The organism is Lysinibacillus parviboronicapiens, assembly GCF_003049605.2.
GTDB classification, from domain to species: domain Bacteria; phylum Bacillota; class Bacilli; order Bacillales_A; family Planococcaceae; genus Lysinibacillus; species Lysinibacillus parviboronicapiens.
Window position 1 is genome coordinate 2,672,023 of record NZ_CP073713.1, and the last position, 13,710, is coordinate 2,685,732.

The following is a 13,710-nucleotide window of genomic DNA, read 5'->3' on the forward strand; positions in this document are numbered from 1 at the left end:
CTAAAAATGATTTTCTAACAGTAACTTTGTATATGGATGTTGCGGCTTATCAAATACATCGCTTACCTGACCCGTTTCAACGACCTCACCTTTTTTCATGACCACTACTGCATGCGCGACCGAAGCAGCGATGTCCAAATCGTGTGTGATGAGTAATATAGTAGTCCCTTTTTCGTCATTGAGTTTTTTCAGCAAATCTATAAAATCCTTTTGAATGAGCATATCAAGGGCAGATGTTGGTTCATCAGCAATTAATAAAGTGGGCTCAGTATATAATGCACAAGCAAGCATACAACGCTGCAGCATGCCACCCGAGAGCTCGAAGGGATAGCGTTCCATAATGTCATCCGTTAAATCTAAATCCTGTAAAATCACACGCATTTTTTGATAAAATTCCATTTTCGAATGTCCTTGTTTATGCCCTGTAAAGATAAATAATTGGTGCTTCATTTTTGTAGAGGGGGAAAAGCTATTTGCAGCATCTTGAAAGACCGTAAAGAAATGCTTTTTGCGCAGCTCCACTCTTTCTTTTGGGGACATTTCCACTAAATTCTTGTCATTAAATAAAATATCTCCCCACACCTGTGCGTGCACAGGTAATAAACCGAGGATGGCAGATACCGTCATACTTTTGCCGCTACCACTCTCACCAATAATCGAAGTAATATGCCCTTTAGGTACCGGAAACGTTACATTATGAATAAGTTGTCTACCATTCATTTCAACGGATAATTGCTCTATGCTAAGCATGTGCGCGCTCACCTCCTTGCTTCTTCAATGCCTCCCCGATAAATTGAAGACATAAGATTGTGAAGAAAATTATAAGCCCCGGAAATAGTCCAATCCACCATGCACCAACAAGTAAATCTGTTTGGGCTGAATATAACATGGTCCCCCAAGACGGCGTTGCTGGAGGCACTCCGATTCCTAAAAAACTAAGCGATACTTCCGTGAAAATAGCACCAGCAAAGTTAAATAACGTCACGACAAAAATAGCCGGGAAACTATTGCGCAACAAATGGCCGAACAATATTTTCCACATAGGTGTACGGAACATCACAGCCATGTGGACAAATTCTGAATCCTTTAGTCGCATAAATTCAGAGCGAACAATACGTGCCGTGACAAACCATCCTGTCAAGCCCATAATGACTGCCATATTCCACACACTCCCTCGCATGATAGCTTGAAACGCAAGCACGATGACAAGTGATGGGATGGTTAAAAATGCTTCTAGTAATCGCATCATGACTATGTCTAGCACTCCCCCGAAATATCCACTAATTCCGCCAAATATAAACCCAATGATGGTGGAAATCACAACAGATACTACCGCTATCAAAAGGGTCACTTTCCCTCCTACAAGTAAGCGCGAAAGTACATCACGACCTAGCTGATCCGTACCTAGCAAATGATCACCACTTGGGGCTGCATAAATACTATTCATATCCATCGAATTTGGCTCGTATGGCGCTAAAAATGATGAAAAAGCAGTCGAAACAAAAATAATAGCAAGTATTATAAGCCAGAAAAAGAGCATTTTTCGCGATTTCAACAGCGCAGCACACCCCTTCTTAACTTAGGATTAATAACAACCATTAAGACATCAATAATAAAAAGGCTAACAACAACGACCACACCGATAATTAGCACTCCACCCATTAATAATGGGAAATCTTTCACCATCACCGATTTGACGAGTAGCTGTCCTAAACCAGACCAGCCAAATAGTGACTCTACAACGATTGAACCGCCAAAAAATGACGGAATCGTAACCCCTACATAATTTACATATGGGATAAATGCATTACGCAAAATATTTTTTCTAATTTCTTGTTCTGCAACACCATTAGCACGAGCAACCTGAACATAATAGCTCTTACTTTCACTCTTAACGCAGTCCTGTAAAAATCGCGCGAATATGCCGACATGAGAAAGTACAAGAACTGTTACTGGTAGGATGATATGGTGTAATCTATCGGCAATACCCCCTCCCCCTCGTACATCACTCATGCCGGATGAGGGGAACCAACCTAACTGCACTGAAAAGATCATCATTAATAATATGCCTAACCAAAATGAAGGAACAGCCGAGCTAGCAATACTAAAAATAGACAATCCTCGATTTAGTAGAGAACCTTCTTTCATCCCAGCCAATAAACCAAACCACGTAGATATGATTGCTAATATCATTAAAGTGATGCCAACAAGCTGTAACGTATTTGGCAACTTCTCGAGTAAAATGGTTGAAACCGCTCTTCCTTCTTTTGCAGAATAACCTAAATTTCCTGTGATAGCCTCTCTGAGCCAAATAGCGTATTGAGCCAGCACAGGTTTATCTAAACCGAAAGCTTGTGCAATTCTTTCCTTTTCAGCAGTCGTTAAAGTTTGTAAATTTCCACCATAGTAAGCCGCAGCTGGATCTCCTGGCGCAGCATGCAAGATGAAAAAAGATAGGAAGCTCACGACAATGAGGACAATTGTCCCCATTATCACACGCTTCCCAATCCACTTAGCGATCATGCCATTTCCACTCCTCGACATTCCATAAGAAGCCTGCGCCATGATGGCCCAATATACGTTCTTTCACGCCACTAATATTTTTATTGATACCATACACTGCATCAACATATGCAAAATAAGCAAACGGTGGATCTTCTGCTAATTCCTCTTGTAAATCCATATAAATGGCTTTGCGTTCAGTAGGGTCAACCGTTACACGACCCTGTTCTAATAGCGCATCCACTTTTGCGTTTGAATAGCTCCCATAATTGTAGCCAGCACTGGTTAAGCTTGATTGATTGGTATGAAACAAGCTATACATATGATGGTCTGCATCATATGGACTGCCCCAACCAACCATAAACGTATCTGTTTCCTCAATCACAATATTACTCCAATCTAATGCAGCTACTTCAACATCAGCACCTACTGCTTTATAACTCTCGGCAACATAGTTAGCCATATTGACACGTACACTATCTGTTACAGGCACGGTAATGGTAAAACCAAGCTTTTGACCATCTTTATAGCGGAAACCATCATTATTTAAATTCCAACCTGATTGTTCAAGTAAATCAATTGCTTTGTCTAAATTGTATGCATATTGCTCAATATTTTCATTGGCGAATGCATGCTTTTGTAGTGGCGAATATGCCTCTGTACCAAAACCTTGTAAAATACCCTTTACAATTCCTGCGCGATCTGTCGCATAACTAATAGCCTTTCGGATATTTACATCTTTCCAAAGCTCTGATTGCATATTAAATAAAATTCCACGGTAATCCGCTGAATCTACTTCATACATTTTTAAATGCTCAACTTGCGATAGCTCGGCAATTTGTGTAGGATCCAGTAAAGCGATATCGACTTCTCCGGATTTAAGTTGTAACGCTCGAACATTGCTATCTGGGATAAATTTAAAGATCACTTTTTCTAGAGAAGCTTTTGTACCAAAGAAGGAAGAATAGGCTTTCAATGTTAAACTCGTTCCACGTTCCCATTTGTCGAACATAAATGGACCAGCACCTATTGGTTCTTCATTGAAGGAAGCTGTGCGCATATCTTGTCCCTCAAATGCGTGTTTCGGTAATATCGGAACTGTTAACTTATCCAACATCGGTGTGAATGGCTCATCTAACATTATTTTCATTGTCGTTTCATCCACTTTCTCCATTGCTACCACGTGAATAAAATCAGATTTTAAAAACGAGGCATTGTGATCGTCTACAATACTTTCTATTGTAAAAATGACATCATCCACCGTTAAAACTTGACCATCATGGAATGTCACATCATTTTTTATGTTCACTGTATATGTCAACTGATCATCGGAGATTTGCACATTTTCTGCAATGTCATTGACTGGTAAATTATTTTCATCAAAACGCAGTAATCCACGAAATAAAAAAGCATCTAAATTTGTTTCTTCTAAAATTGGGTTTAAGCCTGCAAACTCAGACTCCGAGGCATAAATAAGTTCATTCGCTTGTGATGATGACGCAGCAGACTTTTGTTTTTCTCCAGCTTGCGTAGACTCTTTTCCACAGCCAACAAGATTTAAAACAAGAGCTGTTAACATGATAAATAATGAAAACTTTTTCAATTCTCTCTATCTCCTTTAAAAATCAACATACGTATTTACATTAAATTTGAAACATGTGAAAACATGCGGTTTATCTCTTTATGTAGTGTCCGTTGCTCTTTCGAAAGCCATCTACAATGAATAGCAAGATCATTAAGCTTCGTCACACTTGCCTGCATATCACTTTCCGCATATATCACTTCCTGTAAATCTCTTACATTAAGTTTGTCAACATTCGGGGATACAATCCATAATGAACCAACGTACAAAGCTTTTTCAAGAAAGCCAATTGATGAAAAATCCATCTCCATTGGTTTTAAATGCAACGTATCAAAGGCAATTAAAGAATCTTCTACATATAATTTGTATTGCGAACGAAACGACTGAAAATCAAAAATTTCTCCTCGCATTTCTCGGCCAGGGGCGATTATTTCTCCCCAAATTAACGTAGAACTAGCCATCATTCGAATTGATGTATCTACCTGAAATTTTGCTCGTTCGAAAGGAATAGTCACTTCTGGCATCCATTCTAAACGCGCACCTTCTCCCAATTTAACATGAATGGACTGTGTACAAAGTTCCCCTGTATGAGAAGGATAAATTTTTAAAGCTGATTGTTGCTTTAGTCGAACTTGACTGTTTGGAGCTAGTTTTATATCAATTTCATTCCTATCCCCTGCTACCATGCCGCCTGAAGATTCCATGATAAAAACGGTTGCTGTCGGATTTTGACCTTCATATAATTCTCGACTTGCCTTCAAGGGAGGTTGTTGGTACACATGAACAAGTCGTGTGTACCCTCTTCTAGGCTCAAATGCCATGTCTAATTTTCCAAAATGATTTACTTTTACTTCCTTAGACATTTGCGTCAACTGCTTCAGCATCCTCTAATAACATCTGGTGCTGTATCCACGCTACAACTTTATCTACATTTGTTTGTGAGCGAACATCCGCAAAAATGTACGGTCGTCCGGCTCTCATTTTTTTCACATCTACATCCATCACATCTAAATCCACGCCAACATGAGGAGCAAGTGATGTTTTATTGATAAGCAATAAATCTGAACGTGTTAAGGCAGGTCCACCTTTACGTGGGATATCTTGACCTTCTGCTACATCAATTACATAAATATAACCATCAACAAGTTCAGGACTAAATGTAGCCGATAAATTATCGCCTCCACTTTCTAAGAAAATAATATCTAAATCTGGGAAACGTTTATTTAGTTCATCAATTGCTGCAAAGTTCATCGATGCATCTTCTCTGATTGCTGTATGTGGACATCCACCTGTTTCAACACCAACGATGCGTTCCTCATTTAGTACACCATGCGTTATTAAATATTGCGCGTCTTCTTGGGTATAAATATCGTTGGTAATGACAGCCACATTATATTGCTCATGCATAGCGCGCGTTAATTGGTCAACTAACGAAGTTTTTCCTGACCCTACTGGTCCACCAATGCCAATTCGTATTGGTTTCATAAAATTCCAACTCCCTACTTAAGAAATAAATAATCTTGAAAATAAAAATTCATGCTTCATAGATGCAAGTTCAATTCCTAATGCATTATTAGATAAATCATCTATCGTCAAATCCATCACTTTCTGTGCTGCTTGCTCTACATAAATAAGCAGTTCATTTAAAGCTTGTACGCCCGTGTTTTGTCCAAAAGGCACTGCACGCACTGCATTTTGAACTAATCCACTCAACGACGCATACATAAATGTCATGACTGCGTGATATACATCGACCCCAAGTGCCTCACTATAAATGCCATAAAGGACTGCATAATGGCCTTTGACATCTTCTTTGTCTATCTTGTGCTTCCACTGCTCTAATAAAGGACTGTCAATTAAAGGAGCTACAGTTCGAATAAATTGTTTGCCTACGTTCACACTAGCATCTCTTGATTCCTTTGCTAGTTTAATTGCCCCACAAAGCTCATCTAGCTCAGCAAGACGCACTTTATTGCTAGATTTTGTTGCATGGAACGCATCTTGAATAATTAATGCATCTCCATAAACCAAGTTGTGGAATAAATAGGTTCTACAAAATTCAATTAACTGTTCTTTCGTTCGAATCAAATCTTCCTGAATATACGTTTCCATTCCATATGAGTGTGTATATGAGCCGATTGGAAAGGCGGAATCATGAATTTGTAATAAACGCAGCAAAGAGAAATCAGTGAGCGTGTCCACGGTATTTGAACGGTTGTTGGAAGCGTCTCTCTGTCGTTTCATATTTGACACCTACTTCGTCTAATAACGGATTAATTGTATGGTCGGCACGTACAATAATTTCATCGTTTTCAATTAAACATGGTGTATGACGATTACCTAATTCAAACGCAGCTTTGCCCATTTCCACCATATTATCTGGATAGATGACAATGACAGGTTCTAATTTTGTCCGGATAGCAATACGTCGATGCCCGTCTTCGAATAATAAATCCCCATATTTTAACGGTTCTTCACCGCTTAAACGCAAAGCGATATCCGTCCCTTTATCTGTTTCTGTACGAAGAATACGTTTGCTTAACTCTTCCCAGTCAAGTTCGATCCATTCTGTTAACTTGCTTTCAATTTCTTCTTCTTGAGCGATATTTCCGATAATTTTCTCGATTAACATGCTGTTTGCACCCCTTATTTAATGATAAATTTCTAAAAAGTAAACTGAAACTATATTTCCTGCAATATTCTAACAATTCACATTGCAAAATGTTTAGAATAAGAAATATCTTTGGGCCATCGGCAATACATCTACTGGCTCACAAGTTGCTAATTCCCCATCGATTTTCACTTCATATGTCTCTGGGTTGACATCAATTTGCGGTGTAGCGTTGTTAAGTTTCATATCTGCTTTACTAATATTTCGACAATTTTTTACTGTACCGATTTGTCGTTTTAAGCCTAGTTTCTCTGGTAAACCTTCTTCCACAGCAATCTTTGGCAAAAATGTCATCGCACAATTTTGAGGACCTTGTCCATAGAAGCCAAACGTCTGACGACCTTTCATAGGCTGTGGCGTAGGAATAGATGCATTGGGATCACCTGTAATCGCATAAACTGCAATGCCACCTTTAAGTACAACTTCTGCTTTTACGCCGAAAAATGCCGGTTCCCACAGCACGATATCTGCTAGTTTACCTTCTTCCAATGAACCAACCTCATGACTAATACCGTGCGCAATCGCTGGGTTTATGTTTAGTTTGGCCATATAACGTTTCACACGGTAATTATCGTTATCTTTGCCTTCATCCTGTGGCAACGGACCACGTTGTTTTTTCATTTTGTCTGCCGTTTGGAATGTACGTAATGTAACTTCTCCAACACGCCCCATCGCTTGAGAATCAGAGGACATAATACTTAAAATACCTAAATCCTGCATAATATCCTCAGCCGCAATTGTTTCTGGACGAATACGAGAATCCGCAAAAGCCACATCTTCCGGAACATCATGCTTTAAGTGATGACATACCATGAGCATATCTAAATGTTCATCAATTGTATTTGTAGTAAACGGTTTCGTTGGATTAGTCGATGCTGGCAAAATATTAGGTAATGATGCCATCACTAATTGGTCTGGCGCATGTCCGCCACCAGCACCCTCTGTATGGAAAATATGAATAACACGACCATCTATTGCGTTAATCGTATCTTCTACAAAGCCTGCCTCATTCAATGTATCTGAGTGTAGTGCCACTTGAATATCATACTCGTCCGCAACAGTTAAGCTTTGGTCAAGAGCTGCAGGTGTAGCACCCCAATCTTCATGTATTTTCATACCAATTGCCCCGGCACGAACCTGTTCAACAATTGGTTCAGGGTCAGAGGCACTACCCTTTCCGAGTAGTCCAACGTTTATTGGTAAACTTTCGACAGCTTGTAGCATTCTATGTAAATGCCATTCACCAGCAGTTAAGCTTGTCGCTTTAGAGCCAGCAGCTGGTCCTGTTCCACCACCAATAAATGTTGTTGTACCGGCTAATAAAGCCGTTTCTACCTGATCTGGACTAATGAAATGAATATGTGTGTCAATAGTACCAGCAGTTGCGATTAAGCCCTCTCCTGCATAAACCTCCGTACCAACCCCAATAATCATATCCTGATCAACACCGTCCATCCCATTTGGATTTCCAGCTTTGCCGATACCTATAATTCGACCGTCTTTAATGCCGATATCTGCCTTCACAATACCCGTATGATCGATAATCACTACATTTGTAATGACCGTGTCTAGCACACCGTCACTTCTCTTGTTTTTACCATTTTGCCCCATTGATACACGCAGTGATTTTCCACCTCCGAAAACTCCCTCGTCACCATAAGTTGTATAGTCCTTCTCTATTTCAATCCACAGTTCAGTATCTGCTAAGCGAACCTTATCACCAACAGTAGGTCCAAACATTTTTGCATATGCTTCGTGCGTTACCTTCATTTTTCTTCAGCTCCTTTAAAGCCACCTTCAATTGCTTTGTCTAAAATCTCGTCCTTATTATGTGTTGAGCCTTCTGTTAATTTATTCAATCCAAAAATATGACGTTTGCCACCAAACTCAACAAGTTCAACTTCTTTTTCCTCACCTGGTTCAAAACGAACAGCTGTTCCGGAAGGAATATTTAAATGCATGCCAATTGCTTCTTGTCTTTCAAACTCTAAGAATCTATTCACTTCAATAAAATGAAAATGTGAACCTACCTGAATCGGACGATCGCCTGTATTCGCTACAATCACTGTTTTAGTAGCGCGTCCTACATTCATGTCAATCTCACCTTGTGCTGGTCTAATTTCTCCAGGAATCATTCACAAATCCCCCTTTACAGTATCGGACGATGAACTGTTACAAGTTTTGTACCGTCTGGGAATGTACACTCCACTTGAACATCCGAAATCATGTCACCGACGCCTTCCATTACATCTTCCGCCGTGAGCACTTGTTTCGCATCACTCATTAACTGAGCAACGGTTTTGCCATCTCTAGCACCCTCCATAATATAACTACTAATAAGGGCTACAGATTCAGGGTAATTTAATTTTAATCCACGTGCTTTTCTTTTCAGCGCCAGTTCTCCTGCTAAATGGAGAAGTAGCTTTTCTTGTTCCACAGGTGATAGCTTCAATCCAATCTCTCTCTTTCTTAAAATCTGAATTTTTCCGCAGTTTTTTCTGTATAAAAATAAAACTACTTCCAGCTTTCTTACTTTATTTACTTTTAGTTTGGTCAAACAATTTATGATTTCGCAAGGACAAGCGAATAAGACAAAGAAATGACGATTTGACCCGGCAGACGCGGGTTGCAAAGTGTGAGGTGCATTATGAGAGGTAACAGCTAACCTATTATAAGAAACTAATTCAAAAAATTCAACATTTATATTACTCTGTCAATTTATAAGTATTGCGAATAAAAAATAAAAAAGAGGCTATTTTGCAGAAGAATTGACTTCTTTCAAAATAGTCCCTATCTTAACTGTAACAAAATTCCTCTAAAATTAACTTTTTATGGAAACTAAAAAATGTATATTAACAAGCATTTTCGCTGACAACTCTACCTTTATTTGTAACTCTAACAAACCTAACAATATGCAATAGTTCGTTCATCCTTTGCCTTTTAGCTGAATTGCTGTGTAAGAGTTTGTAAATTTTCTGCCTGCACACTTAAATCTTTGGTTACTGTATTAACCGCCTGCATGGAAGCACTTTGCTCATCCACAGAATGTAAGATTATGCTAGTATAATCGGATAATTTGTCCATACCACTTGCAATATTCATTACTAAATCTGTTACGCCTTTCGCACTACCAGATAGTTCCTCTGCTGTTGCTGAAATATCCTCAAGTTGATTCGTCATTTTACTTACATGTTGTGAAATTGTGCCAAAAGATTGAGTCGCTTCATCAATGACGTAAACACCCTGCTGTACATTTTGACAATTGTTTAAGTGGTGTAATAATTTTCTGTTTTACATAAAGAATATAGGACAATGTTATTGCTATTCCTACAAAAGTTAATAATGTAGATAGCCAATCTAATGAAGTTAAATTTGTTAAATCTATGATTAAAAGTACAATCATAACGACATTAAACACAGAAAAACCAAGAATACTTTTTTTGCCTAAACTCATCCTAAATTCCTCCAATAATTTATATTTCCAATGTAGTCATCATAGTTTAATATTCCTAAAAAACACAGTAAAAAGCACAACTTTTGTTTGACAATCAATATCTGACACCATAATAAAAAGGGACCTTGTTGTTACAAACAAGGTCCCTTTTCAGTGGTTCACTACATAGTAGGCTTTATATAGATAATGCGCTTTCAACAGGATTTATGGCATTCTCAAACAATAGCCTAGTAATGCCATTTATTAATTGCATGAACTCATTGAAAATACGATAAACTTCTTTTAGTTAAACAAAGCGCTAAGTCATACAGAAGTTATTTATAGCCTAAAATTAGATAATTTATACAAAACAAAACCCTTTTCGGTACAGCGAATTTAAATATATTTTTCGTTCATTGCAATACCGAAGTTCCAAACGAATCCATGACCTTACTAATTTTAGATTGAGTCTCTTTTACCATTTTTTGAGAATTTTCAGTAACTTCACTAACTTTTATAACTCCTTCAGAAATGTTTTTAACATTTTCGTTAACTTTTATGATAGCTTCATCTGAATTAACGGCTAATCGTCGAACTTCGTCAGCTACCACTGCAAATCCTCTTCCATGATCGCCAGCCCTCGCTGCCTCTATAGCCGCATTTAATGCCAATAAATTTGTTTGAGAGGCGATATATTTTATTGTTTGAGAGATATCGCTTATTAAAGCTGTCTGCTCTATCAATGATTGTAGTGCCTCCATATTTACTTTAGAGTTCGCAACAACTATATCACCTAATTCCACGGACATATCTTGCAGTTTAGAGACTGTTTCAATCGTACGATTCTCGCGTTCAGTAATATCAGTTGCAATCTTTAAAATGGCTGTCACTTTATCCTCGGTATTGACGATTGGAATATACGTAGCTTCAAGCCAAATTTTATTTTTTCTCTTTCCTATTCTTTGTATTTTTTCTTGAAACTTCGTTCCTTTAATTAAGTTTCTCCATAGCTCATTATATTTTATGCTTGTTCGAAATTCATCTGCACATAATTCTTTATGATGCATTTTCTGTAGTTCTTTAACGGAGTAACCTACTGCACTTGCAAAATGCTCATTTACCCAAAGAATATTCCCTTCCGTATCAAATTCAATCATGGCTAGATTAAAATCCAAAGCATATAATACATCGTTTGGATCCAACACTTGTGTACTTATTTTATTAACCATTTAATAACTCCTTATCTTTTAGTACTCATTTTTTCATAAATTTCATAGTACCATGTATTACATGGTTTTCTTTTTCACTTTATGTAAGGATTTTAGAAAAATAATATAATCGTGAATAGCAAAAATATTTATTAAAAAAGGATATTGTCGTCTTACTTTAACGCTGTTTTCTTAAAATTGTTGCTTTTTAGTTAATTACAACAATGTATCTTATAATAGAAATAGGTACTATAAAAAAGGAGAACGATGAAGATGACGAAATTATCTTATAGTGGTTTAAAATATGGTGAAAGTGATTTGGAAATAAAATGATTGGTGGATATACAAAATGATTAGCTTAAGATAACACATACCAAGGAAGTGTCTCAAGTAATGAATAAATCAACAGGTGAATATATCGTAGTAACTCGAAACACCTTGAAATTGGAGGTTGTTTCATAATACGAAACAACTATGAAACACAAAAACTATTAATAATGTAGCTGATACTAGCAGTTACATTTAATTATACAGGGTGAAATAATAACGTTGTTTCTCTTATACGAAAAAGCACCTCCAAAAGAACTGGTATGCTCCCCATTAAGTAGACAGATTAAAAAATAAAATCTGTTTATCAAATGGGGAGATTTTTTTATGAGAACGTGTAGTTTTTCAAAAGAAGAAAAATTAGAGATTTTAAAATTTTATCATACTGGCCAATTTACTCTTAATGAAGTTGCCGAATTATATAAAGTGCATCGTGATACGATTAAAGATTGGCAAAATGATTATCGTTATTTTGGAGAAGAGGGTCTTGAACGATTAAACCAGCAGAATCGTTATGCTAAGGAATTAAAATTAGCGGCTGTCCGAGACTATCTTTCAGGCGAATTTTCATTAAGAGAGGTTGTAAGAAAGTATAGACTTTCTAGTAGATCGGTTTTAAGGAATTGGATAAAAAAGTATACTAGTCATAGTGAATTAAAAGATTCGGGTAAAGGAATGAGCCAAACTATGACTAAAGGTAGAAAAACAACAGTACAAGAGCGCATTGAAATAGCACAAGTTTGTATTGCCAACGATAAGAATTATCAAGTAACAGCTGAACAATATGCGGTTTCTTACCAACAAGTATATCAATGGGTAAAAAAATTCGAAAAATACGGGGAATTAGGCTTGCATGATCGCCGTGGGCGTACAAAGTTAGAAGAAGAGTTAAGCACTGAAGACAAGTTTCGTTTAGAAATCCAGCGTATGGAACGTGAAAATGAACGATTACGTGCAGAAAATCTCTTCTTAAAAAAGTTAGAGGAAATCGAAAGGAGGCGTCGTTAAGTAAAAGCCGTATACATAGCCGTTATATTGCCATTCAAGAATTAGCAGCGAAGGAAGCACTGCCAATCATTTTATTATGTGAAATTGCCGATGTTACACGTGCTGCTTATTATAAGTGGTTGAACCGTCAGTCATCAGCACGAGAAATCGAGAATGAACAGCTTCTAGAATCAATTCAGTACCTTTATACACAAGTAGATGGGATTTATGGATATCGTCGCATCACACTTACAATCAATCGTCATCGTGAAAAAGTAGATTTACCGAAGGTAAATAAAAAACGTATTTATCGTTTGATGAAAATGTGTCGATTAAAATCGGTGATTCGTCGAAAACGAAAAAAATATCGTAAATCGAATCCAGATTATGTAGCAGAAAACATACTCAGTCGCAAGTTCAAAGCAGATAAACCGAATCAAAAATGGTGTACAGATGTCACGGAATTTAAATATGAGAATGGTAAAAAGGCTTATTTAAGCGCCATTATTGATTTATACGATAATTCGATTGTGAGTTATGTATTAGGGCACTCGAATAACAATAAACTTGTTTTTCAAACGATGACACTAGCCATACAAAAATTAAAAGAGGATGAGCATCCACTTATTCATAGCGATCGTGGTTATCAATATACTTCAAAACTTTTCAAACGTATGATAGATGATGCCGAGATGGTACATAGTATGTCTAGAGTGGGACGTTGTATCGATAACGGACCAATCGAGGCTTTTTGGGGTACGCTCAAATGCGAAAAATACTATTTAAATAAATATGATACATATGAAGCGCTAAAAAAAGCAATTTTAGGATACATTTCGTTTTATAATTCAGAGCGCTATCAAGAAAAATTAAACAGCTTGAGCCCCTTGGAATTCAGGTCTCAAGCCGCGTAAAGCATTTTTATTATTTCCACTGTCTACTTGACAGGGAGCAGTTCAAACAATACTAAAGTTCTTTTAAAGATGCTTTTTATGTTATC

At 37.4% G+C, this 13,710-nt stretch carries 15 protein-coding genes and 2 pseudogenes; 2 read left to right on the forward strand and 15 right to left on the reverse strand.

Going from position 1 to position 13,710, the window contains the following annotated elements; translation table 11 throughout:
* From C9J31_RS12780 to C9J31_RS24295, 15 genes and pseudogenes are all read right to left on the reverse strand, one after another.
* Positions 1 to 750, reverse strand: a complete 750-nt coding sequence (locus tag C9J31_RS12780) for an ATP-binding cassette domain-containing protein (RefSeq protein ID WP_107950803.1) — start codon at positions 748 to 750, stop codon at positions 1 to 3.
* Positions 743 to 1,555 (reverse strand): ABC transporter permease, encoded by an 813-nt coding sequence (locus C9J31_RS12785; protein ID WP_238602175.1) that lies wholly within the window; start codon positions 1,553 to 1,555, stop codon positions 743 to 745. The genes C9J31_RS12780 and C9J31_RS12785 overlap by 8 nt, the downstream gene beginning before the upstream one ends.
* Positions 1,552 to 2,523, reverse strand: a complete 972-nt coding sequence (locus C9J31_RS12790) for an ABC transporter permease (protein WP_107950805.1) — start codon at positions 2,521 to 2,523, stop codon at positions 1,552 to 1,554. Before C9J31_RS12790 ends, C9J31_RS12785 begins: the two co-directional genes overlap by 4 nt.
* On the reverse strand, positions 2,513 to 4,105 hold the full coding sequence (locus C9J31_RS12795; RefSeq protein WP_238602176.1) for an ABC transporter substrate-binding protein: 1,593 nt from the start codon (positions 4,103 to 4,105) through the stop codon (positions 2,513 to 2,515). Before C9J31_RS12795 ends, C9J31_RS12790 begins: the two co-directional genes overlap by 11 nt.
* A 35-nt stretch (positions 4,106 to 4,140) precedes the next feature.
* Positions 4,141 to 4,947 carry an urease accessory protein UreD gene (locus C9J31_RS12800; RefSeq protein ID WP_107950819.1) on the reverse strand — a complete coding sequence of 269 codons (807 nt, stop codon included), beginning with the start codon at positions 4,945 to 4,947 and terminating at the stop codon, positions 4,141 to 4,143.
* On the reverse strand, positions 4,940 to 5,569 hold the full coding sequence (gene ureG / locus C9J31_RS12805; protein WP_107950807.1) for an urease accessory protein UreG: 630 nt from the start codon (positions 5,567 to 5,569) through the stop codon (positions 4,940 to 4,942). Before ureG ends, C9J31_RS12800 begins: the two co-directional genes overlap by 8 nt.
* Before the next feature lie 18 nt (positions 5,570 to 5,587).
* Complete coding sequence (locus C9J31_RS12810; protein WP_235616353.1) at positions 5,588 to 6,328, reverse strand: urease accessory protein UreF; 741 nt, start codon at positions 6,326 to 6,328, stop codon at positions 5,588 to 5,590.
* The gene (locus C9J31_RS12815; RefSeq protein WP_054768368.1) at positions 6,270 to 6,716 is read right to left on the reverse strand and encodes an urease accessory protein UreE; all 447 of its coding nucleotides are present in this window, start codon (positions 6,714 to 6,716) and stop codon (positions 6,270 to 6,272) included. Before C9J31_RS12815 ends, C9J31_RS12810 begins: the two co-directional genes overlap by 59 nt.
* Before the next feature lie 93 nt (positions 6,717 to 6,809).
* Positions 6,810 to 8,525: an urease subunit alpha gene (ureC, locus tag C9J31_RS12820; RefSeq protein ID WP_107925616.1), complete on the reverse strand. Its 1,716-nt coding sequence runs from the start codon at positions 8,523 to 8,525 to the stop codon at positions 6,810 to 6,812.
* Positions 8,522 to 8,890 carry an urease subunit beta gene (locus C9J31_RS12825; RefSeq protein ID WP_107950809.1) on the reverse strand — a complete coding sequence of 123 codons (369 nt, stop codon included), beginning with the start codon at positions 8,888 to 8,890 and terminating at the stop codon, positions 8,522 to 8,524. The genes ureC and C9J31_RS12825 overlap by 4 nt, the downstream gene beginning before the upstream one ends.
* Positions 8,891 to 8,904: 14 nt before the next feature.
* The gene (ureA, locus tag C9J31_RS12830) at positions 8,905 to 9,207 is read right to left on the reverse strand and encodes an urease subunit gamma (protein WP_107925614.1); all 303 of its coding nucleotides are present in this window, start codon (positions 9,205 to 9,207) and stop codon (positions 8,905 to 8,907) included.
* 488 nt (positions 9,208 to 9,695) lie between these two features.
* A complete protein-coding gene (locus tag C9J31_RS23695) occupies positions 9,696 to 9,935 on the reverse strand; it encodes a hypothetical protein (RefSeq protein ID WP_238602177.1) in 240 nt (79 codons plus the stop codon).
* A gap of 46 nt (positions 9,936 to 9,981) precedes the next feature.
* A complete protein-coding gene (locus tag C9J31_RS23700) occupies positions 9,982 to 10,209 on the reverse strand; it encodes a hypothetical protein (protein WP_238602178.1) in 228 nt (75 codons plus the stop codon).
* Positions 10,210 to 10,601: 392 nt separating this feature from the next.
* A complete protein-coding gene (locus C9J31_RS24290; protein ID WP_420798440.1) occupies positions 10,602 to 10,997 on the reverse strand; it encodes a methyl-accepting chemotaxis protein in 396 nt (131 codons plus the stop codon).
* Between the two features lie 45 nt (positions 10,998 to 11,042).
* Positions 11,043 to 11,417: pseudogene (locus C9J31_RS24295) on the reverse strand (PAS domain S-box protein); the annotation flags it as partial.
* A gap of 252 nt (positions 11,418 to 11,669) precedes the next feature.
* Here C9J31_RS24295 and C9J31_RS24135 point away from each other — a divergent pair.
* Together C9J31_RS24135 and C9J31_RS24300 are read left to right on the forward strand one after the other, a co-directional pair.
* Positions 11,670 to 11,858: pseudogene (locus C9J31_RS24135) on the forward strand (hypothetical protein).
* A gap of 192 nt (positions 11,859 to 12,050) precedes the next feature.
* Positions 12,051 to 13,624, forward strand: a protein-coding gene (locus tag C9J31_RS24300; protein ID WP_420798456.1) for an IS3 family transposase whose coding sequence is annotated in 2 segments (ribosomal slippage) — positions 12,051 to 12,693 and positions 12,693 to 13,624 — 1,575 coding nt in all. Because the reading frame shifts where the segments join, the coding sequence is not laid out codon by codon here.
* Positions 13,625 to 13,710 lie beyond the last annotated feature (86 nt).

Excerpts from the sequence above, each read along its gene's own strand:
- C9J31_RS12780 (WP_107950803.1), bottom strand. The coding sequence starts at position 750 with ATGCTTAGCATAGAGCAATTATCCGTTGAAATGAATGGTAGACAACTT.
- C9J31_RS12790 (WP_107950805.1), bottom strand. The coding sequence starts at position 2,523 with ATGATCGCTAAGTGGATTGGGAAGCGTGTGATAATGGGGACAATTGTC.
- C9J31_RS12800 (WP_107950819.1), bottom strand. The coding sequence starts at position 4,947 with ATGTCTAAGGAAGTAAAAGTAAATCATTTTGGAAAATTAGACATGGCA.
- ureG (WP_107950807.1), bottom strand. The coding sequence starts at position 5,569 with ATGAAACCAATACGAATTGGCATTGGTGGACCAGTAGGGTCAGGAAAA.
- C9J31_RS12810 (WP_235616353.1), bottom strand. The coding sequence starts at position 6,328 with ATGAAACGACAGAGAGACGCTTCCAACAACCGTTCAAATACCGTGGAC.
- C9J31_RS12815 (WP_054768368.1), bottom strand. The coding sequence starts at position 6,716 with ATGTTAATCGAGAAAATTATCGGAAATATCGCTCAAGAAGAAGAAATT.
- ureC (WP_107925616.1), bottom strand. The coding sequence starts at position 8,525 with ATGAAGGTAACGCACGAAGCATATGCAAAAATGTTTGGACCTACTGTT.
- C9J31_RS12825 (WP_107950809.1), bottom strand. The coding sequence starts at position 8,890 with ATGATTCCTGGAGAAATTAGACCAGCACAAGGTGAGATTGACATGAAT.
- C9J31_RS23695 (WP_238602177.1), bottom strand. The coding sequence starts at position 9,935 with ATGACGAATCAACTTGAGGATATTTCAGCAACAGCAGAGGAACTATCT.
- C9J31_RS23700 (WP_238602178.1), bottom strand. The coding sequence starts at position 10,209 with ATGAGTTTAGGCAAAAAAAGTATTCTTGGTTTTTCTGTGTTTAATGTC.
- C9J31_RS24290 (WP_420798440.1), bottom strand. The coding sequence starts at position 10,997 with ATGTCCGTGGAATTAGGTGATATAGTTGTTGCGAACTCTAAAGTAAAT.